Annotated in this window: 17 protein-coding genes; 6 read left to right on the plus strand and 11 right to left on the minus strand. The window is 67.9% G+C overall.

Translation table 11 applies throughout. From position 1 onward, the window contains the following. The first annotated feature begins 1070 nt into the window (after nucleotides 1–1070). Nucleotides 1071–2120 (plus strand): methyltransferase, encoded by a 1050-nt coding sequence (locus tag ACSU6M_RS33585; RefSeq protein WP_437075479.1) that lies wholly within the window; start codon nucleotides 1071–1073, stop codon nucleotides 2118–2120. Between the two features lie 41 nt (nucleotides 2121–2161). On the opposite strand, the gene ACSU6M_RS33590 is transcribed toward ACSU6M_RS33585, so the two are convergent. The 4 genes from ACSU6M_RS33590 to sigJ form a co-directional block, all read right to left on the minus strand. Further along, nucleotides 2162–2830 (minus strand): sigma factor-like helix-turn-helix DNA-binding protein, encoded by a 669-nt coding sequence (locus ACSU6M_RS33590; RefSeq protein WP_437075481.1) that lies wholly within the window; start codon nucleotides 2828–2830, stop codon nucleotides 2162–2164. 391 nt (nucleotides 2831–3221) lie between these two features. Further along, complete coding sequence (locus ACSU6M_RS33595; RefSeq protein WP_437075482.1) at nucleotides 3222–4265, minus strand: ketoacyl-ACP synthase III family protein; 1044 nt, start codon at nucleotides 4263–4265, stop codon at nucleotides 3222–3224. Nucleotides 4266–4549: 284 nt separating this feature from the next. Beyond that, the gene (locus ACSU6M_RS33600; RefSeq protein WP_437075484.1) at nucleotides 4550–6046 is read right to left on the minus strand and encodes an FAD-dependent monooxygenase; all 1497 of its coding nucleotides are present in this window, start codon (nucleotides 6044–6046) and stop codon (nucleotides 4550–4552) included. Between the two features lie 352 nt (nucleotides 6047–6398). Next, a complete protein-coding gene (gene sigJ, locus ACSU6M_RS33605) occupies nucleotides 6399–7340 on the minus strand; it encodes an RNA polymerase sigma factor SigJ (protein ID WP_437075485.1) in 942 nt (313 codons plus the stop codon). A 384-nt stretch (nucleotides 7341–7724) separates the two neighbouring features. Here sigJ and ACSU6M_RS33610 point away from each other — a divergent pair, with 384 nt between their 5' ends. Both ACSU6M_RS33610 and ACSU6M_RS33615 read left to right on the plus strand, forming a co-directional pair. Then, nucleotides 7725–8906: a cytochrome P450 gene (locus tag ACSU6M_RS33610; RefSeq protein ID WP_437075487.1), complete on the plus strand. Its 1182-nt coding sequence runs from the start codon at nucleotides 7725–7727 to the stop codon at nucleotides 8904–8906. Between the two features lie 18 nt (nucleotides 8907–8924). Then, nucleotides 8925–9737: an LLM class F420-dependent oxidoreductase gene (locus tag ACSU6M_RS33615; RefSeq protein WP_437075489.1), complete on the plus strand. Its 813-nt coding sequence runs from the start codon at nucleotides 8925–8927 to the stop codon at nucleotides 9735–9737. Between the two features lie 147 nt (nucleotides 9738–9884). On the opposite strand, the gene ACSU6M_RS33620 is transcribed toward ACSU6M_RS33615, so the two are convergent. After that, on the minus strand, nucleotides 9885–10649 hold the full coding sequence (locus ACSU6M_RS33620) for a glucose 1-dehydrogenase (protein ID WP_437075491.1): 765 nt from the start codon (nucleotides 10647–10649) through the stop codon (nucleotides 9885–9887). A 244-nt stretch (nucleotides 10650–10893) separates the two neighbouring features. Then, nucleotides 10894–11523 (minus strand): LUD domain-containing protein, encoded by a 630-nt coding sequence (locus ACSU6M_RS33625; protein WP_437075493.1) that lies wholly within the window; start codon nucleotides 11521–11523, stop codon nucleotides 10894–10896. A 306-nt stretch (nucleotides 11524–11829) separates the two neighbouring features. Between ACSU6M_RS33625 and ACSU6M_RS33630 the strand changes: the two genes are divergently transcribed. Further along, on the plus strand, nucleotides 11830–12258 hold the full coding sequence (locus ACSU6M_RS33630) for a hypothetical protein (protein ID WP_437075494.1): 429 nt from the start codon (nucleotides 11830–11832) through the stop codon (nucleotides 12256–12258). Between the two features lie 775 nt (nucleotides 12259–13033). On the opposite strand, the gene ACSU6M_RS33635 is transcribed toward ACSU6M_RS33630, so the two are convergent. Continuing rightward, complete coding sequence (locus tag ACSU6M_RS33635) at nucleotides 13034–13582, minus strand: sigma factor-like helix-turn-helix DNA-binding protein (RefSeq protein ID WP_437075495.1); 549 nt, start codon at nucleotides 13580–13582, stop codon at nucleotides 13034–13036. A 181-nt stretch (nucleotides 13583–13763) separates the two neighbouring features. Further along, nucleotides 13764–14075 carry a hypothetical protein gene (locus ACSU6M_RS33640; RefSeq protein WP_437075497.1) on the minus strand — a complete coding sequence of 104 codons (312 nt, stop codon included), beginning with the start codon at nucleotides 14073–14075 and terminating at the stop codon, nucleotides 13764–13766. A 297-nt stretch (nucleotides 14076–14372) separates the two neighbouring features. Here ACSU6M_RS33640 and ACSU6M_RS33645 point away from each other — a divergent pair, with 297 nt between their 5' ends. Both ACSU6M_RS33645 and ACSU6M_RS33650 read left to right on the plus strand, forming a co-directional pair. Beyond that, a complete protein-coding gene (locus ACSU6M_RS33645; protein WP_437075498.1) occupies nucleotides 14373–15638 on the plus strand; it encodes a ParA family protein in 1266 nt (421 codons plus the stop codon). Beyond that, on the plus strand, nucleotides 15635–16798 hold the full coding sequence (locus tag ACSU6M_RS33650; protein WP_437075500.1) for a ParB/RepB/Spo0J family partition protein: 1164 nt from the start codon (nucleotides 15635–15637) through the stop codon (nucleotides 16796–16798). Before ACSU6M_RS33645 ends, ACSU6M_RS33650 begins: the two co-directional genes overlap by 4 nt. A gap of 107 nt (nucleotides 16799–16905) precedes the next feature. Here the strand turns inward: ACSU6M_RS33650 and ACSU6M_RS33655 are convergent, their stop codons facing one another. From ACSU6M_RS33655 to ACSU6M_RS33665, 3 genes are all read right to left on the minus strand, one after another. Continuing rightward, complete coding sequence (locus ACSU6M_RS33655; RefSeq protein WP_437075501.1) at nucleotides 16906–17217, minus strand: replication initiation protein, RepL2; 312 nt, start codon at nucleotides 17215–17217, stop codon at nucleotides 16906–16908. Beyond that, nucleotides 17214–17666: a MarR family transcriptional regulator gene (locus tag ACSU6M_RS33660; RefSeq protein WP_437075503.1), complete on the minus strand. Its 453-nt coding sequence runs from the start codon at nucleotides 17664–17666 to the stop codon at nucleotides 17214–17216. Before ACSU6M_RS33660 ends, ACSU6M_RS33655 begins: the two co-directional genes overlap by 4 nt. 640 nt (nucleotides 17667–18306) lie before the next feature. Continuing rightward, nucleotides 18307–18879, minus strand: a complete 573-nt coding sequence (locus ACSU6M_RS33665; RefSeq protein ID WP_437075505.1) for a transcriptional regulator — start codon at nucleotides 18877–18879, stop codon at nucleotides 18307–18309. Nucleotides 18880–19068 lie beyond the last annotated feature (189 nt).

The following is a 19068-nucleotide window of genomic DNA, read 5'->3' on the forward strand; positions in this document are numbered from 1 at the left end:
CCGGGGCTCCGCCCCGACCGCCGGCCACTCCGTGGCCGGACGATCCGGCTCCGCCGGATCGATCCTGTACCGGCCTGCTCCGCAGTCCAGTACAGGATCTGACGCACGCTCCGCGCGCGTCAGAAGACAAGCAGCTACAAGGCGCCCGTGGCCGGCCCTTCGCCTACCTGGCCTGCCCAGGAAAAACCGGACACCCGCTCCTCTCCCCTCTCCATCCAAGTGCGTCATTTTTCCAACGGGATAGAGTATGGGCTCGAAGCTCACCACCAAACCACCCGAAAACCGATCAACAAATCGACCAACTCCGTTGGCCCAAAACCCGGATGGGGCGACTCTGAAAAGACTGAGTGACCGTCAGATCCCACGGGTGAGCAATGAACCAAGGACACTCTGTCCACTCACCTGAATCCCACTCTCCACAATGGCCCGCACAAGAAATACCACCGCAACCCAATGGGTGACCTGCTACCACCAAAGAGAACGCGCCACCACGCGGCCGATCGCCCGGAAACCAGCATGAAAGCCCCGCGCCAACCCGTCCCCGCCAAACTAAACACACACCAAAGAACGAGGTGACGACTAATCAAAAACTCCCCACCTCACCGAACTTACCGACCCCGAACTCCGGAACCTCCAGACAAGAAGCCTCAAACTCAACACACCAGCACAAGCCAACCGACGACCCAAAACAACCAACTCCCCCACCACCACGCCCAGCCAAACCACAACCCCCCCACCACAGCCACCAAACCACCGACACCAACATCACGCTGTACTTACACCGCCCCAGCCCGTGGGGAAGCCCCGCCGCCGCAGGCGTCCCCACATCCACACCCACCCGCTAACCCGCCCCCGGATGCCGACAGCTGTGCAAGATGCCAGCTCAGGGGGTTGGTCGGTCGGAAATGGCTTGCTTGTGCTCAACCTTTTGGCGTTCGGGGTGGGCCCGAGTGGTGCTTTAGTCGGACGCTAAGGGCGGCGGAAACGCTGAGGGCGTACGTGCCTGGATGTTGATGCTCGATCCATGCGCCGCCGCTTCGTGCGGGGGCGGAGAAAGGGGAACCTTGCCGATGGTAGGCGCCCGCCCGGAGGCCGCCGAGGTCTCGCAGCCCTCCAGTGCCGCGCAGGTGACGGACGAGCTGCTCGAACTCTCCCTGGGATACTTGTACTCGGCGGCCCTGCACTGCGCAGCGCGCTTCGCCATCGCTGATCAGCTGGCGGACGGACCGCGCACGGCTGAGGAGATCGCGGCGGCGGTGGAGGTCGACGGTCAGCATTTGTACCGGGTGTTGAGGCTTCTTGCGACCAAGGGTGTCTTCCGCGAGGACGAGGAGGGTCGCTTCCACCTGACTCCGCTCGCGGAGCCGCTGCGCACGGACAAGGAGGATTCGCTGCGGGACTATGTCATGGCGCGCGGCGAGCCGGTCTTCTGGCAGTCGGCGGCGCAGCTCCATGAGGCGGTGCGCACCGGCACTACTGCCTTCGAGAACGTGTACGGCGTTCCCTTCTACGACTACATCGCCGCCGACCCGGAGCTGAGCCGGATCTTCAACTCCAGCATGGCCGCGTTCTCGCAGGCGCTGAGCAACGGTATCGCCGAGGCCTTCGACTTCTCCGGCTTCAAGACCGCTGTCGATGTGGGTGGGGGGCGCGGAGGTCTGCTGCGGGCGGTGCTGCGCCGTAACCCGCACATGACGGGCACGCTGGTCGACCTGGAGTCGGTGGTGGCGGACCACCTCCTCGACACGCCGGAGCTGGCCGGGCGCTGGAGCGCCGAGGCCGGGGACTTCTTCGTCTCGGTGCCGACCGGCGCCGATGTGTACCTCCTCAAGCACGTTCTGGCCAGCTGGCCGGACGAGGACTGCGTACGCATCCTGCGCACGTGCCGCGAGGCCATGCCCGCGCATGGCCGGCTTCTCGTCATCAACGCCCTGATCCCGCCGGGCAACGAGCCTCACGCCGGCAAGACCGGTGATGTGCTGATGATGACGGTCCTCAACGGCCGGGGCCGCACCCGTGCCGAGTACGAGACGTTGCTTCAGAAGGCCGGGTTCACTGTCACTCGCGTCCTGGACACCTCTTCGCATGCGTCGGTCCTGGAGGCGGTCGTGGCCTCCTGACTCGGTGTCGGGTCTGTCGTCCGTCCTTGTGCTGCTCTTGGTCAGGCGGAGTTGAGTGTGGGGTTGCTGCCCAGGTGAACCGTGCGGACCTTGCCGTCGGCGATGTCGAACAGGACGAGAGCCAGGTCCTTTCCGTTCCGGTCGCGCAGGACGGCTCCTGGGCGGCCGGCGACCTGGTGGTGTTCCAGGGTGATGCCGACGTGGTTGAGCGGCGGGAGTATCGCGACGAGCGTCCGGGCCACGTTCTCGGCGCCGTTGATGTGCCGGGGCCATGGCGCGGCCCTGGCACTGTCCTCGGCTGTCGGGCAGAGGGCTTCGGCCAGCTGACGGCAGGCGGTCTCCGAGCAGCCTAAAGCGGATGCGATGGCTGGGAAGCCGCATCCGAGGACCTCGCGCAGCACGAAGACCGCCCGCTCGTGCGGGGGGAGTTCCTCGATGAGCAGCAGGGCCGCTGTGAGCAGCGAGTCCTCGAGGTGGTCTTGGCGGTGTCGTTGCCGGTGCTCGCCGGCCGTCCGCAGGATGTCGATGGACATCCTCGTTACCGCGGCCAGGAGGAAGCCTCTGGCGGTCGAGGGCTGCGCCGGGGCGTTCTCCCAGCGCAGCCGGGCCTCGCGTACCACGTCCTCCGCCCCTGCAGCGGTGCCCAGCATCTGGTGGGCGATCGCGGACAGCAGCGGCCGCAGCTCTTCGAACTCCTCGGCCCTATTCACACGTACTCCTTCTTGAGCGGGAGTCCGCGCTCACGCCATCGCGCCGGGATCCTGCACGGGCTGCTCCCGGTGAGGAGCGTCGTAGGGCCGCGTACGCCGTCGCCGCCCGGCCGCCAGGGGCCGGGCGGCGATGTTTCGTCGTGGAGGGGGCGGGACTCTCACTCGTGCAGCTGGGATCCGGGTGCACGGTGTTCTCCGTGGCCGCCGGCCGGTGCGTGACCGAGGTCGTCGGCGTCCTGGCCGACGATGATCCGAGCTTGCTGGGTGCGCTTCGCGGGCACGGCCTGAACCAGTTCACGGCATGAACGTGCCAGTTCGTGGCTTGAGCGTCCAGGCCGGCCGCGCCTGCGGTCCTGACCGTGCCCGCTTTGGTGTTCCCGGATGAGATGCCTTACTGGACCTTGAGTACCGCGACGCTCATCTGGAATCCGATTCCCTCACCGATCAGGAGGATGACGTCTCCGCTGCTGCAGCGGTCGTTCTCGATGAGGTAGGAGAGTCCGCTGAACTGGTCGCCGGGGCCGATGTGGCCGGTCGTCGCGTAGTGATCCCAGGTGGTGCGGGAGACGGGTATGTTCAGGATGTCGAGGTATCGCTGCAGGAATTCCTTTCCGATGGCCGGCAGAATCGCGTAGGCCACGTCGTCGAGGCTGGCGCCGGCCAGGGAGAGGGCGGCGTCGATCGTGGACGTCAGACCGGACTGGAGGCGGGCGTGAGCATCGTCGGGGCTCATGCGGCTCTGGAAGAACGCGCGAGCCCGCGCGGTGATGTCGATGGCCGTCCGGTCGGAGGGGACGTCGGCGTGCAGGCCGCTCAGGACCGGGTCGGTGAGGGTGGCCGCGGAGACGAGCTGGGCGTATCCGACGTCGCGGCTGAGTACGACGGCGGAGGCTCCGTCGGAGAAGACGAAGTTCGGGTTGCAGTCGAAGCGATCGATGTGGGGTTCCCGCCAGACATCACCGGCGACGACCAGGGCCGCGCGGTCGTTGGTGAGCAGCAGGCGCTGCCCGGCCATGGCGAGGGCGTCGACGCCGGCGGCGCAGGAGGAGTTCGATATCTGCGTGGCGAAGGCGGCGGGAACGCGCAGGGTTTCCGCGATCGCTGCGGGCATGTTGTACAGAGGCGTGTGCGAGTAGGGGAAAATGCTCACCAGGAGCAGGCTGCGGATATCCGTGTTCGGTACGGTCGTGCGCTCCGTGGCTGACAGGGCTGCGCCGGTTGCGAGGTCGAGTACGGTGGTCGACTCTTTCGCGATGGTGATGGAGCTGTATCCGGCGGTCTCGGCGTTTTCCTTCGGGTACCGCCCGTCACGGACGGCGTCTTCGACAGAGGTGGCGGGCGGAAGTTCGGTCGCCGCTGAAGCGATGTAGATTCCGCCTCCCGACGTGAAGTCGGTGGCGCTGGGGGTCAGATCCGGAAAGTCGGGCTGTGCCATGGTGAGCCTCCGTATGGGCGCTTGGGCGAGGTACGCGGACGATCTTGGCGGCGACTAGCGATCACGCGGTTGAGCGGAGGTGCCCCGGTTGGCCCGGGTCCCTGCTGGTGCTCGGCCCTCTTCGGGCGTATCTGCCTTACCGGTTAGACAAAGCACCGCACCGGAATGTGAGGCCGCACTTCCCGGCCTTTGTCGAGGGTCAACGGCTCCGGATGCGAAGAGAATGCGGGCGTCGCAGTGACCCGGGCCTGCGCCCCAGGAGCGTGATCGTCCGCGTCGGCGCCTCAGTAGGCGGGGAGTGGTTGTGTGGCCGCGGCCAGGCTCTCCACCCGTGGCGGGTCGGCCTCGTCGTAGTGCGACCATCGCCGGATCTCCCGGCAGTCGGGGCGTACGAGCATCGCCCCGCCGGGCGGCAGCCCCAGTGCGTCGGTGGTGCCTTGGTCGAGCATGTGGACGGTGAGTGGAATCGGGCCGGTGGCGAGGGCACCGGTGGCGGTCCAGCGCTCCCCCGCGTGCCCGGCGAGCAAGGTGAGTCCGTCCCCGATGAGGTCGATGGTGGAGATGAGGTCGGCCGCTGCGGCGGCGGTGGCGGGTGCTGGGAGCCAGTGGTGGGCCAGCCGTCCGTTGAGGTCCCATGGGAGGGTTTCGGCGGCTGTGGCGGGCTCGGTGGGTGGTGCGGCGGAGAAGTCCACGTTGTGGCGGCCGACGGGGCGGCGCTCGGTCTCGTAGGTGTCGAGCAGGTCGGCTGGTGCCCATCCCCGCAGTACCCAGGCGAGTTTCCAGCCGACGTCGAAGGCGTCCTGGATCGCGGTGTTCATGCCGGTGCCGCCCCGGGGGGTCATCCGGTGGGCCGCGTCGCCGATCAGGAAGCCGCGGCCCTCTCGGTACCGCTCGGCGAGCATGGCGGCGAGTGCGAAACTGCTGAACCGCTCGATCCGGGGCTGGAGTGTGTCGATGCCTGCGGCGCGGGCCAGGAGCTCGGCCACTTCGGTCTCTTTGAGGTCGGAGAGCTTGGTCTGGCCCGGCGCGCGTCCGCGCGCGAAGCTCCATCGGTCCCCTTGGCCGCGTCGGCTGAGGAAGCCGGCGGCGTCCGGCCGGGTGATCATGTAGACGGCGGGTTTCCGCTCCTGGTCCCCGATGACGGCGTCGAGTGACGCCCGGAACTGGACCGACTCGTAGTCACCTAAGTTGTCCACGCCCTCCATGGCGATGCGCAGGTGGTCACGTACCGTGCTGTACGGCCCGTCTCCACCGATCACGTACTGCGCCTCGATCGGTTGGGTGGTTCCGGTCCGCCGGTCGAGCAGGGTGGCGTAGACAGCGTTGTCGTCCTGGCGGAGTTCGGTCAGCTCGCAGCCCAGCCGCACCGCTGCGGTCGGCATGGTGCGCAGGCGGGCGAGCAGGATCGGCTCCATGTCGTCCTGTGGTGCCCAGGCCGGCCGGGTTGGGCTGACCGCGACGGCCTCGGCCCGTGTCGGGATGGCCATCGGCAGTTCGCTGCCGGTGCCGGCGGCCAGTGACTCCGTTACGTAGGTGTATGCGTCGACGTCGCTCGCCTTGGCGCGTACGGCCGCTTCGAGGCCCCATCGGCGCATCAGTTCCATGGTCCGCGTGCTGATCAGCATGGCGCGTGACAGGGCCGAAGCCTCGGCCCTTTTCTCGACGAGCAGTACATCGATCCCGTAGCCGGCCAAGGTGATGCCAGCCACCATGCCTGCCGGACCTGCGCCCACAATCAGCACCTGGACCCGTTCCAACGGCGATTGCTGAGATCCCGTCATGGCGTTTGACGCTAAGGACCGCCTCTTGAGGGCGTCAAGGGCGGAACAAGTGGGCACCAACTGGGCACCAAGTGGACGCCTAGCGGGTCTCAAGGAACAGGTGCTCGACTCGTTCTGACCCCCGACGGGAATCAGGGGGTGCTATTCAGTGGCCGGGCGGCGGTTCTGCCTCGTCGGCACGGCCTTGAGCACGATGCCGTGGACCGACATGACAGCGGTCGCGCGCTGATGCCGTGGCCGATGCCGAGGACGCCGTCCAGGACGGCGTACGCCCGCTGGTACGAGGCATCTCCAGCCGTGTGTGCCGGCGTACGCGTCGGGAGCGGGCTGTCATGTCATGGGGTCGGTCCGGTCAGTCCATCTGCCAGGAGCGGAGCTTCTCGGGGTTGAGCACCGCCCAGATGTGCTTGATCCGGTCGTCGACGATGTCGAAGGCCAGGACCGCCACCGTGACGCCGTCCTGCTGGCTCACCAGGCCGGGCTGACCGTTGACCGTACGCTCCAGGATCGTCAGCGGAGCCTGCTCGGCGAGTCTGATGCAGGCGCGCGTGATCTCCGCGCCGCCGGTGACCGGGCGGGTCACGGCGGAGACCTGACCGCCGCCGTCGGCGATCACCGTGGCGTTCGGGTCGAGGAGGTTGATGAGTCCGTTGATGTCCTTGGCTTCCCATACCTGCTTGAACTGCCGGACGATGTCGGCGTGTTGGGTGGTGGGAGGTGTGGGTGCCTGGCTGGCGCGGATGCGGCGGCGGGCGGAGGAGGCGAGCTGGCGGCAGGCCGCCGGGGTGCGGCCGACGATCTCGGCTACTTCGGTGAAGGAGTAGCGGAAGACGTCGTGCAGGATGAACGCCACTCGTTCGGCCGGGGTCATGGATTCCAGGACGACGAGGAAGGCCATGCTGACGGACTCGTCGAGGGTGACGTGGTCGGCGGGGTCCATGACGGTGCCGCCGGGTCGTGTGGTGCTCCACTGCGTGCGGTCGGGTAACGGCTCGGGGATCCATTCGCCCACGTAGGTCTCGCGGCGGGCGCGTGCCGAGCCGAGCAGGTTGAGGCAGACCCGGCTGGTGACCGTGGTCAGCCAGGCGTCGGGGGACTCGATGGCGTTCTGGTCCGTGCGGGGCATCGCGTACCAGCGGGCGTATGCCTCCTGGACGGCGTCCTCGGCATCGGCCAGTGAACCCAGGAGCCGGTAGGCGAGGTTGATCAACCGTCTCTCACTCGTACTCGTGATCACGCTCGAGCCTGGCACTGGCCCGGCATGCCCTGGTCCGGGTCCCGGCTCAGTGGTCATCGTGTCGCCAGCCCCTCCCGCACATCCACCCGAACCACCATAACGACAAGATAACGCACCCCACATCATGAGGATTTGGCGACCGGCCTCAGCTTGATCGTTGATCTTGATCTTAGTCGCCGAGACGGTGGGATGGAGGGCTGGGACATGTGGGCGGGAACGGGAAGCTCACATTCTGACGGGCTGTCTTGTCGTACTGGTGAGGCAAAGACGTCATCCAGTTCCAACGAGCAGGAATCCAGGAGGCATCACAACCCGCTTCCGCGTCCCCGCGATCGCGTTCGGACGGAACCACCTGCTCGTCATGACCTGACACGCATGACCAGACCCGGTCGGCACCGGCGCCGGGACGCTCGAACCAGACCACGGTGGAGGCGATGGACGGTGGCAGTGGAGTACAGCCCCTACGACGAACAGCTCAACGTTGATCCGTATCCGCTGTATGCACGGCTCCGGGAGACATCACCCGTGCATCACAACGAGGACCTGGACATCTGGGCGTTGTCGCGGCATGCGGATGTGGACGCCGCTCTGCGCGACGCGGCGGGGTTCTCCAGTGCCAACGGCCCTCTTCTGGACTCCGCGGTGTGGGGGCCCGACGCGCACAAGGTGATGTCGTTCAACGCCATGGACCCGCCGGAGCACACCCGGATGCGGGCCCTCGTGTCCAAGGTGTTCACGCCGGCCCGGCGCATCTCCGGGCTCGAGCCGCGGATCCGCGAGATCGTGCGCGGTCACCTCGAACCGGCCCTGGAGCGCGGCTCGTTCGACTTCATCACCGATGTGGCGGCCGCGGTCCCGATGGATGTGATCTCGGAGCTCATCGGGGTTCCGGACGAGGACCGGGCGGAAGCACGTCGCCTGATCAACCTCGCATTCCACCGTCCGCCGGGCGCCCGGGACCTCACGCCGGAGAACGCTCAGGCGATGGGCGCGCTGGCGGAGTACTACATACGCTGGGTCGACGAACGGCGCCGCACGCCGGCCGCAGACCTGCTGACCACGGTCGCCCACGCTTCGGTCGACGGCGCGCCCCTGACCGAGCAGCAGATCGTCGCGCTGCTGGGCCTGCTGGTCACGGCCGGCTATGAGACGGGCCTGCGGCTGCTGGGCAACGCCTGGTACTGGGCGTGGCGTCATCCGCAGCAGCGCGCCCGCGCCTTCGACGGGCAGATCACGGAGTGGGTCGAGGAGACCCTGCGCTACGACACTCCCGTCCAGTACCTGGTCCGCACGCTCACCGAGGACCGGACCCTGCACGGCGTCCGCGTGCCCCGAGGAGCGCGCGTCCTGCTGCTGATCGCGGCCGCCAACCACGACGAAGAAGTGTTCGCGGACGCCGAACGCTTCGACCTCGGGCGCGACACCCACCGGGCGATCAGCTTCGGGGGTGGCCCGCACTTCTGCCTCGGTGCTCCTCTGGCCCGGCTGGAGTCCCGGATCGTGCTGGAGGAAGTGGTGGCCCGGATCAGCGACTACGAGATCGACGCGGACCAGGCCGTCCGCGTCTACACCACCAACATCCGTGGGTTCGCCTCGCTGCCCACCACAATCAAGCCCCGCTGACCGGTGAGGTGATCGCAGATGGAATTCGGCGTATCGACGTTCGTGACCGACGAGGGGATATCCCCCCATGAGCTCGGGGCGGCGCTGGAGGAGCGCGGGTTCGACTCGCTGTTCGTGACCGAGCACACGCACATCCCGGTCAGCCGGGAAACCCCGTTCCCCGGCGGAGGCGAGCTGCCGCCGGCCTACTACCGCACCTTCGACCCCGTCGTCGCGCTCACCGCCGCTGCCGTCGCCACGCAGCGACTGCGGCTCGGCACCGGCATCGCGCTGATCCCGCAGCGCGACCCGATCCTCTTCGCCAAGGAGATGGCCTCGCTGGACCAGGTGTCCGGCGGCCGCGCCGTCCTCGGCATCGGGGCCGGCTGGAACCGCGAGGAGATGCGCAGCCACGGCACCGACCCGCGCACCCGGATGGCGCTGATGCGCGAGCGCGTCCTGGCGATGAGAGCGCTGTGGACCAAGGAGCAGGCCGAGTTCCACGGCACGTACGTGGACTTCCCCCCGTCGTACTCCTGGCCGAAGCCGCTCCACCCGATCCCGGTGCTGGTCGGCGGCTGGGGACCGGGGACGTTCGACAGGGTGGTGGAGTACGGCGACGGCTGGTTCCCCTACGCCGCGGACCCTGAGGCACTCGCCGCCGCGATCACCGAGCTGCGGGCGCGCGCGGGGCGGCGGGTACTGGTCGTGGTGCACGCGGCCGCGCCTGAGCGGAAGACCGTCGCGGAGCTGACGGAGGCCGGCGTGGACGAGATCACCTTCAACCTGCCGCCCGGTCCGCGCGACGAGACGCTGCGCCGCCTCGACCGGATGGCCGAGCTGCTGGGCTGACGGCAGCCAGGTTCCTGTGGCCCTGGTATCCGACAGGGGCCGTCCCGACGTCGTCGGGGCGGCCCCCGGGGGCGCTGAGCTCTGCCGCGGGCGTGCCGCGTCTGCCTCAGGTCAGCGAAGGTGCCGGTGGTCAGGGGGTGTCGGTGGTCAGGGGGTGTCGGCATGCTGCATCAAGGCGGTCTCCCCGGCCGTCCAGCCGCCGTCCACGGAGATGTCCGCACCCGTCACATACGCGGCCGCATCGGATATCAGGAAGGACACCGCCTCGCCGATCTCCTCCGGCACGCCGATCCGGCCCAGCGGGGCGAACGGGAAGTTGCCCTCCCCCAGCCGCGCGCCATGAGCTTCGGTCATCGGGGTGTACACCAGGCCGGGATGGACGGAGTTCACCCGGATCCGGTAGCGGCCCAGCTCCACCGCGGCCGTCTTGGTGAGGCCGCGGGCAGCCCACTTGGACGCCCCGTAGCCCGAGGTCATGGGGTGGCCGGTCAGGCCTGTGGCGGAGCCGATGTTGACGATCGAGCCGCCACCGGCCGCCTTCATCGGTGCGATGACCGCCTTCAGTCCGAGGAACACTCCGGTCAGATTGACCTTCAGGACCCGCTCGAACTGCTCGACGGTCTCGTTCTCGATCAGGGACCAGGCGTCGACACCGGCGTTGTTGACCAGACCGTCCACCCGGCCATAGCGCTCGATGGTGGTGTCCACCACGGTCCGCCAGTCGTCCTCGCTCGTCACGTCGTGGCGGAGGAACACACTCCCGGTCTCGGTGGCGGTCTTCTCACCTGCCTCACTGTCCCGGCCGGTGATCACCACCTTGGCCCCGTCCCGGACCAGGCAGGCGGCCATCGCCGCGCCCAGTCCGCCGGAACCGCCCGTCACGATCACAACCTTGTCCTGCAGACCAGCCATGCTCGTCCCTCCTCGTGTTCATGCGGTGGATCGGCCGCGCCGCCAGGCCGGCGCCGTCCGGCCGCCGGAGTCAGACGACCCAGCGCTTCCACGAGGAGGGCCTGTGCCGATCCGCACCGACCACCGGCAGCGCGACGAACACCAGCGCTCCCCCGCGTGCGATGGACTCCTCCGACGGATCGCAGTTGACGGGGTGGCAGCTGCCTGGCGGCTGCCACGCAACGGTAGGTGACTGATCCCGGCGTCAGAAGCCGATCGCCTCGCGGACCAGCAGGACGGTGCCGCGACCGGGGTGCGGCTCCTTGTTGAGGATCAGGATGCGGTTGAGGGAGCTGGGCACGCCGTATGCCTTCTTGGCGCGCTCGTCCTCCAGCGGGAGGCAGTGCTCCTCGACGCGGCGCAGCGCGGCGTCCAGGTCCGGCACCACCTTCTGGGCACCGACGATCCAGATCACATTCTGCGCGGCACCCGCGTAGGCGGGCAGCTGGCTCCCGCTCGCCGAGGCGGCGACGAGGGCACCGGTCTCGGTGACCGCGGCGACACTGCCGACCATGACATCGGGGCAGGCGAGGTTCTGCCAGATCTCCTTCATCTGAGTCGCGCGGTCCATGCTCATCCCGCGCACCTTGACGGAGTCGTATCGCCCGCTGCCGTTGATGTCCTCATCGATGCCGGACAGCCGGAGCGTCTCGCTGGCCCCGGTGAACACAGAGGCGCCCTCGGGAATCAGTTCCTTGATCCGGGCCCGCGCGGCGGCTGCGTCTTCGAGGATCTCGACATTGAAGTTGTTCTCCTTCAGCGCGGCGGCCACCCGCTCCAGTCGCTCGTCGGACGCCGGGTCGGTGAACGAAGTCGTGGGGACCGTGTCGGTCATGGTGTTCCTCCTGGCAGGTCTTGCGTGCTGGTGATACGGAGCAAACGGTGCCGTCCGGGCGCGATGGCGGGGGACGCGGGAGCCGGGGGGTGTGCTTCCGCGGGGTTCCTGCTCGCTGGATGGCGGTTCGCCCTCTCCAGTTACGACAAGACAGCCCTCCGGAATGTGAGGCGAGCTGTCTCCCTAGCAGGTGGAGGCCCTGATCCGCAGGGTTTGAGTAAACGCGGATAGACCTTGTCCGGGAGGGTGTCGGCACAGTACGGTTCGGATCGGTTTTATTCGCGTCTAATGCAACAGGAGACCGTTTTGGAGATCACGGTCAGCGTGAAGAACCCGACCCCCGAGTTCGAGCAGGAGCTGCTGGCGCTGCTCGACAAGCACCGTGCCTCCCTGCGGTACAACCCCGGCTGGGACATCCCCCGCGCCCGCACCTTCTACGAAGCTCTCGCTCCCCGGTCCCAGCGCATCCTCCGAGCGGCCCTTGCCGGCGTGGACGGCGAGGTATCCGCCGATGAGCTCCGCGACAACGAGGACGCCAGCCTTCGGGGCCACGCCAGCGCCTTCACTCGGGTCCTCAAGCGGGGCGCCACGGAGGGCTGGTGGCACAGCGGCATGCTGTCGCCGATCATCGCGCTCGGGCCGGGCTCGGGAAAGGTACAGGGGTACCGCTTCCGCGACGAAGACACCCTGAGGGCCTTCACTCTTGCTCTAGGGGTCAGCGCCGGCGAAAGGTGAGCCCTGGCCCGCGCGACGCCTGTCCCCACGCTCGTGGGGCGGCCGAGTGGTTGGTCTGCCTGCCAGGTTCCTGAGAGCGCCCCACATTGTCGCGACGGCAATGAGGCAGGGCCTCTCCCCCTTCCTGAGACGCTCTCCAGCGATGGCCGCCTGATTACGCCGTAATCACCTCACACTCGGTGCGCGGTGCAAGGATCGTGAGAGTGGTCCGCGGGAAGGGGGAACCGGGTGAAGGACGACGAGGTTCGGGCGCGGTTCGACGGGCGCAGCCGGGTCGAGTTGCTGCCTGGCCATGCCACGGCGGAGCAGCGGCGGCGGATCGAGGACATCGCCCATGCGCTCGGGTATCGGCTGCTGGCGGTTCACAGCCTTGGACTTCGCGGGGTTCGGCTGGACTTCGAGCGGGACGATACGCCGCATGCCCGTCGTCGCAACGAGCTGACTGTTGCCCGGCTGCGTGCGGGTGGGCCGCTCCTGCCGCCCTTCGAAGAGCCGCCGCCTCCCCCGCCGCCGCCTCCGCCGGCTGTGGCCCCGGCGGCGGCGTCTCAGCGTCGGCGGCCTGGTCGTCTCCCGGCGGGCCCGCCTCCTCCGCCGCCGTTTGTGGCTCCGGCCGGACCTCGGGTCCCTCCTCGGCCGCCGTTCCCGCCTCCGCCTCCTCCGCCGCCCGTCACGCCGGGTTCTTGAGGGAGTTCACCGGCGGCGGCCTTCGCGACCCGGCGTATCCCGACCGGAGCGTTCCCGTGTCTTCGCCCCTCCCCAGGTGATTACGGCGTAATCACGTGCCGTCGGTGCCGGGGAGGGCGGCTTGGGCTTCGGCTACTGGGTCCAGGTGGGTCAGGTCGTCGGGGTTGATGGCAAGGGTGAGGGTGTGGCCGGCCGTCAGGACAAGGGCGTTGAGGGCCCGGCCGGAGCGGTCCCGGAAGGTGGTGGCGGAGTGGTTGCTCAAGGTGTGGCTTTGAAGGGTTACGCCGATGCGGAGGAGGGGTGGGGTGATGGTGGTGAGAGCTCTGGCGACGTTTTCCGGGCCGGTGATGGTCTTGGGCCAGGCGAAGGTGGTCCTCGCCGAGAGGGCGGTGAGGAGTTGGTGGCATGCCTCTTCGGAGCAGCCGAGGGCTGAGGCGATGTCGGGGGTGTCGCACTTGAGGACTTCGCTGAGGATGAGGGCCGCACGCTCAACGGCGGAGAGGCGGGTGAGGGTGGCCAGGGCCGCCTGGAGCGGGTCCTCATCGCGGGGTGGCGGGTCGGCGTAGGGCTCTGTGTCCAGGACTAGTCGGGTGGCCCCGGCTGTCAGGAGGGCCTTGTCGACGTCTGTGTTGCGGCTCACCGTGTTCCTCCTAGAGCAGCAGCTGGGCCGCCAGTCGTTTGCGCCCGCCCGCCCTCGGGGGATTCGGGCGGACGGGCGCAGACTGGGGAAGGGGGTTGCCCCGCTCCAAGCTAGGGGTGTGCGGGGAGCAAGTCCCGTGAGGGCTATGGAACTTTGAGCTCACTTGCAGTGGTCGTCCAGATCAGGCCGCGGTGCGGAGGTCCTGGCGAGTGGTGGGCCGGTCTCTGCGCTCCTGGGTGTCCTCATTCTGGGCTGCGTAGACCGCGAGGAAGGTGGCCAGCGCTCGTGCTCCGCCGCTCTGGTCGAGGGCGGTGAACGGGATGTGCTGGCCCAGCCCTGCGGAGAGAGTGCGGTGGGCCCGTAGGGCGGCGGCAGTCAGGTTGCCGGGGGAGCTGGGGGTGCGGCCGGGGCCGGTGCCTGTCATGGCGAGGGCTTCGGCCCAGGCATCGGCGGTGAGTTCGGCCTTGCGGGTGGGGGGCGTCGGGCTCGGCATGGCGGCACTCCTCGGTTGGTCCGTGCGGGGTGGCGGCTGCTGTTCCTTGGCTCTTTCAGACGCAGGCCATAGCGCCGTCGTACCAGGGGTGGGTGGAGCGTGTGCGGAGTGCCGACTGGCGGGAGGTGGAGGCGGGGTGATTACGTCGTAATCACCTCCCGGCGGACCGGGCCGGTTGAGGAACGGTCGAGGATCAGCTGAGGGGATGGGTGATTACGGCGTAATCAGTGCAGGAAACACTGGCTTGCTAACGTGTCAGGCTACTGATTGATCTTGCGCGTTAGTATGGTGTCCTCCATGAGTTCGCCAGTCACCTCCAGCGACCGGGAGAAGGTCGTATCGAAGCTGCCGGGATGGCTCCGGCAGAGCCTCAAAATCCGAGCCGCGCAGTACGGGATCGAGATCCAGGCGGCCGTCGAGCAGGGCATCCGTGAGTGGTGTGGCCTTGCTTCCGCTACGGCGCCCGTGGACACAGCGGGGGCCGATTCCTTTGCCACGTTCCTGCCTGCCGGGCAGTGGGAGGAGTTTCGGCAGGTTGCCGCGGATCGGCGGGTGTCGCTGATCCAGGGGCTCGCGCAGTCGGTGAAGTTGTGGCTCGACACCAATCCGGCGCCTGACATCCAGCGGCCGACGGTGACGCGGCGAGTCATCGTCTGCAACCAGAAGGGTGGGGTGGGGAAGACCGCCATCACCGCCGGTCTGGGAGAGGCGTTGGCCGAGGACCCCAACTCGCTGCATGCCGTGCGGGTCGCCAAGGCCCTCGCCCGGGCCCTGCGGGCCAGTGAAGGCGAGAGCGAGGAGGGGCTCGGGCTCGATGACCCGCTGGAGGTCGAGAACCTGCCGGGGCCCGGACTGCGCGTGCTCCTGGTCGACTTCGATCCGCAGTGCCACCTGACCAACCAACTGGGGGCGACTCCGCTGCCCATGTCGGGGGACAGCCTCACCAACCACATGGCCGGGGACCCCAAGGGGGAGCTCCGGGATCTCGTGGTGTCGATCGACGAGGACGTGTTCGGAGGGCGCCTGCATCTGCTGCCCGCCTGTCATGACGCGTTCCTGCTCGATGTGCGCTTGTCGGCGGTGCGGGCGCGGGAGGCCGCGCTGGAGCGGGCGCTGGCTCCGCTGGAGAGTGATTACGACGTAATCATCGTCGACTGTCCGCCGAGCCTGGGTCTGAGCATGGATGCGGCCGCCTACTACGGGCGGCGCAGGGACGGGGAGAAGCCCGGACAGTCGGGGGCGCTCATTGTGGTGCAGGCCGAGGACAGCTCGGCCGACGCCTACGAGCTGCTCACCTCTCAGATCGACGATTTGCGCGGCGACCTCCAGGTCGACATCGACTATCTGGGGATCGTCGTCAACCTCTATGACTCCCGGCGCGGATTCATCGCCACCTCCTCGCTTCAGGGGTGGGTGGACATAAAGGATCCTCGGGTCGTGGGGGTGATCGGGGATCTGAAGGAACAGAAGGAGGCCGTGCGGGTGAAGAAGCCTCTGCTGTCCTACGCGCCCAAGTCGCAGCAGGCCGTCGGGATGCGCGCGCTGGCCCGGGAGGTGCTGTGAGCAAGGCGGATCAGCTGGGAGCCGGCCGGTTCGGTGGGGGAGTGCGGTCCGTCAGCGCACGGCGGCAGGCCGTCGCCGCGGCCACCGGGGTTCCTACCGAGGGGATCGCTCCGCCCACTGAGCTTCCCGTGCATCGGATCAGCCCCAACCCCGACAACCCGCGCTCCACTCTGGGGGATCTGAGCGATCTCGCCGGCAGCCTGAAGACGCACGGGCAGAAGCAGGCCATCACGGTGATGAACCGGGACGCCTATGTGAAGGCCAATCCCTCGCACGAGGCGATGCTTGAGCCCGATGCCACTCATGTCGTCATCGACGGCAGCAGCCGGCTCGCCGCCGCGCGCGAGGCCGGGCTGGCCACGGTCAAGGTCATGGTCAGTGATGAGCAGGGGGCCACGGCCGAGGAGCTGCTGGAGTCCGCGCTCGTCGCCAATATCCATCGCCAGGACCTGGAGGAGCTGGACGAGGCACGGGCGCTGCAGCGGCTGCTCGCGATCCATGGCAGTCAGCGGGCGCTGGCCAAGCGGCTGCACCGGTCCCAGGGGTGGGTGTCGCAGCGGCTGGCGCTGCTGAATCTGACTCCTGAGCTTCAGGCACGGATCGGTGAGGAGCCGATCGATCTGCTGCGGGCCGTGGGGAACAAGCCTGCCGAGGAGCAGGAGGCCGCTCTCCAGGAGCTCAAGCAGCAGCGGGAGCAGGAGAGGGAGAAGCGTGGTTCCGAGAGTCGGCCGGGCCCACGTGATTACGCCGTAATCATCGATGACAGCCAGGACGGCTCGAGGACCGGCTCCCGGTCGGGTGACGACCGCGAGGGCCAGGAGCAGGGGAGTGGCGGGGGTGATTACGCCGTAATCACCGAGGGAGCCGAGCAGGAGCGGCCGAGTGATTACGGCGTAATCAGCGAAGCCCCGGCTTCCGGTGCCGACGTCGTGCCAGAGCCTCGTACCGACTCAGCTGTCGCCGGGGAGGCGCGGGCGCGCCGTGTGCCGTACGACCAGCCGGGAGCGCTGGCGATGCTGCTGAACGCGAAGGTGGACAGCGACGACCTGTTCTTCGACCTGCTGCGGTTCTTGAGCATGCGGGCGTTGGAGCGGGATCCGGCACGACTGGGGGAGCTGGCGAAGACCTTCGTGAAGGAGGCTCAGGCGAAGGTCGGCTGACCTGAGCGCATTCCAGTGTGGTCGTACGAACGCCCCTCATTGACGTGACGTCAATGAGGGGCGTTCGTCAGGACGCCTTGATTGCGTCCACGTCAGTGCTGCGGGTGTCAGGTCGCCCGACGCAGCGGGACGACCACGTTCTCGCCGAGGGCCTTGGGGCTCAGGCGGTAGTAGCGGATGTGGGCGAGCTTGTCCGACTCCTCAAGCCAGCCCGCCTCGATGACCTGCTTGCGGGTGCGGGAGAAGACGGGGGCGGACATGCCCACGAGGGCCGCGAGGTTCGCCGCCGTCTCCACGACCGCTCCTGCTCGGTCGGTCGGGTGAAGGGCATAGAGCATGACGACAAGGCGCTGGTTGGCGGTCATGCCGGCCGTGGCCTTGAGCAGCTCCAGGTTCTTCTGCTTGTCGTCGCTGGTCACTGGGCCTCCCACCGTGCAGGGGTCTTCTCGTCGAATCCAGGGATGTCCGGCGGGTTGCATGTCTTCACCGCTTCACGCTGCTCCAGCCCTGTTCCATGGAAGGCAATGTAGGGGCTGATGCGGTAAAGGTTGTAGTTGCCGATGCGCCCTCGCACAACCAGGATGCGGTGTTTGGCCAGTTTCCGGTTGATTTTTCCGACGGCGTCGGTCGACATTCCCACTCGTTTGGCGATGTCCGCGCCCGTCGCCCGCAGCGGCTCCATGCCTTCGGGTGAGACGCCGATCCACCACAGGACGAGGAACTTCTGACTGGGCGTGAAGGCCTTGGATTCGGTGATGGCCTCGACCCTCGCCTTGTCCACCTGTGTGTGTCGCCCGGCGAAAGCGTACGGCGCATAGGGGACCGGCTCGCCTGTATCGGCGTCGACCAGTCTGCGTACTGCTCCCAAAGGGGCCTCCGGTACACGGTGGATGGACGGTTCAGAAGTACGGCCGTGAGGCCGACCTGATGAACCTAACGTACATGAGCAGGAAGTCAATCAAGTCAGTCCTCCCGGCCGTGTCGCCGGCCCTCGACAGCCCCTCGACCGACCTCCGCACAGCCCGAAAACGCCTCGAAAACAGGCCTCTTGAGGGGCCCTGCTCATTGCCGTCACGGCAATCTAGGGAGTTCCTGGGAACCGGGCACCACGATCGTAGGAACTGGGTACCCAGTTCCTGTGAACCGCCTCCACGATCGTAGGAACTGCCTGGCAGTTCCTACGGACTTGGTCTCCTGGGGCGTTTCCGCAGGTCAGCGGGGGTCTGGCCACGGCGCTCTCTTAATCTTCCAACTGACGGTCCGTGGACGGTCGAGCGATGGGGGACTTACTGCCGCCCCTCTTGGACCTGTACCGACGAAAGTCAGCCACGACGGCGCCGCACGCGGTCGGTCAGGCGCGCGTGTGTCTCCAGCAACCACCCTGCGGGATCAGCCACGTTTTCAAGGGATCCTCAAGGACCACGCTCGGTCGGCCGCCGACGGCGGGGGAGGGGCGAGTGTCCTGTGGCGTAGGTCCCGCGCGCAGAGCCACGGAATCTGACTCAGCGTCAGGCCGCGAACCCGATGTTGGTGACGTACTCGTACTGACCCCACTGCGAGCCGAGGTCGACGATCCGGTCGACCCAGGCTTCGTCGAGGGCCTGTGTGTCGCCCGCAGCCCATGCTTCGACGATGCGGTCCCACTGACGGATGTTGAGGGTGCGGAACTCGACCACGCGCTGGCGCGGGCCGGGGACGTGGGACTGGTTGAGAGGGTGGATCTCGACGCGGGTGCCCCGGCCCTCACGGTTGAGGCGAGCCAGCAAGTAGCGAGCGACGTTGTTGCGACGCACCGTGCGATAGGCGGCGTCGATGCGTTCGAGGTTTTGCTTCGTCGGGGTGCGCTTGCTCTCGAGCCAGGCCCTGAGAGTGCGGTCGCTGACCGTCAGTCCCGCTTTCCTGGCGGCCGCCCGAGCGTGGTCGGTGCGGGTGAGGTAGTGGAGCCTTGCCAGCAGACCTCGGCGAGTGGTGACCGGCGTGGCGATGTAGCCGGCGAGGTCGTCCAGGCGGCGGGCGACGGCCTCGTGCCCCTTGATGCCTCGGGCACCGTACCTGCCGAAGTCATGGGTGCGCTCTGGCACGAGGGCCTCCTTTCCGTCGCCGTCCTGACCTGCTGTGGACCTCAGTATCGCGGATCGGCTGTGAGGGGGTTCGATGACGTCCCGCGAGTTCCATGCGCGGTGCAGAACCGGTGGAGCTCGGCTGGAGACCTGAGTTCACCACAAGAGGGACATCGACCTATCACCACATTGACGAGCAGATGTGTGAGG

The organism is Streptomyces sp. enrichment culture, assembly GCF_964272895.1.
In the GTDB taxonomy this organism is placed as follows: Bacteria; Actinomycetota; Actinomycetes; order Streptomycetales; family Streptomycetaceae; genus Streptomyces.

Bases quoted from the DNA above. Each gene is read 5' to 3' on its own strand.
- ACSU6M_RS33585 (WP_437075479.1), top strand. From the start codon at position 1,071: ATGGTAGGCGCCCGCCCGGAGGCCGCCGAGGTCTCGCAGCCCTCCAGT.
- ACSU6M_RS33615 (WP_437075489.1), top strand. From the start codon at position 8,925: ATGGAATTCGGCGTATCGACGTTCGTGACCGACGAGGGGATATCCCCC.
- ACSU6M_RS33645 (WP_437075498.1), top strand. From the start codon at position 14,373: ATGAGTTCGCCAGTCACCTCCAGCGACCGGGAGAAGGTCGTATCGAAG.
- ACSU6M_RS33600 (WP_437075484.1), bottom strand. From the start codon at position 6,046: ATGACGGGATCTCAGCAATCGCCGTTGGAACGGGTCCAGGTGCTGATT.
- ACSU6M_RS33595 (WP_437075482.1), bottom strand. From the start codon at position 4,265: ATGGCACAGCCCGACTTTCCGGATCTGACCCCCAGCGCCACCGACTTC.
- ACSU6M_RS33620 (WP_437075491.1), bottom strand. From the start codon at position 10,649: ATGGCTGGTCTGCAGGACAAGGTTGTGATCGTGACGGGCGGTTCCGGC.
- ACSU6M_RS33625 (WP_437075493.1), bottom strand. From the start codon at position 11,523: ATGACCGACACGGTCCCCACGACTTCGTTCACCGACCCGGCGTCCGAC.
- sigJ (WP_437075485.1), bottom strand. From the start codon at position 7,340: ATGACCACTGAGCCGGGACCCGGACCAGGGCATGCCGGGCCAGTGCCA.
- ACSU6M_RS33640 (WP_437075497.1), bottom strand. From the start codon at position 14,075: ATGCCGAGCCCGACGCCCCCCACCCGCAAGGCCGAACTCACCGCCGAT.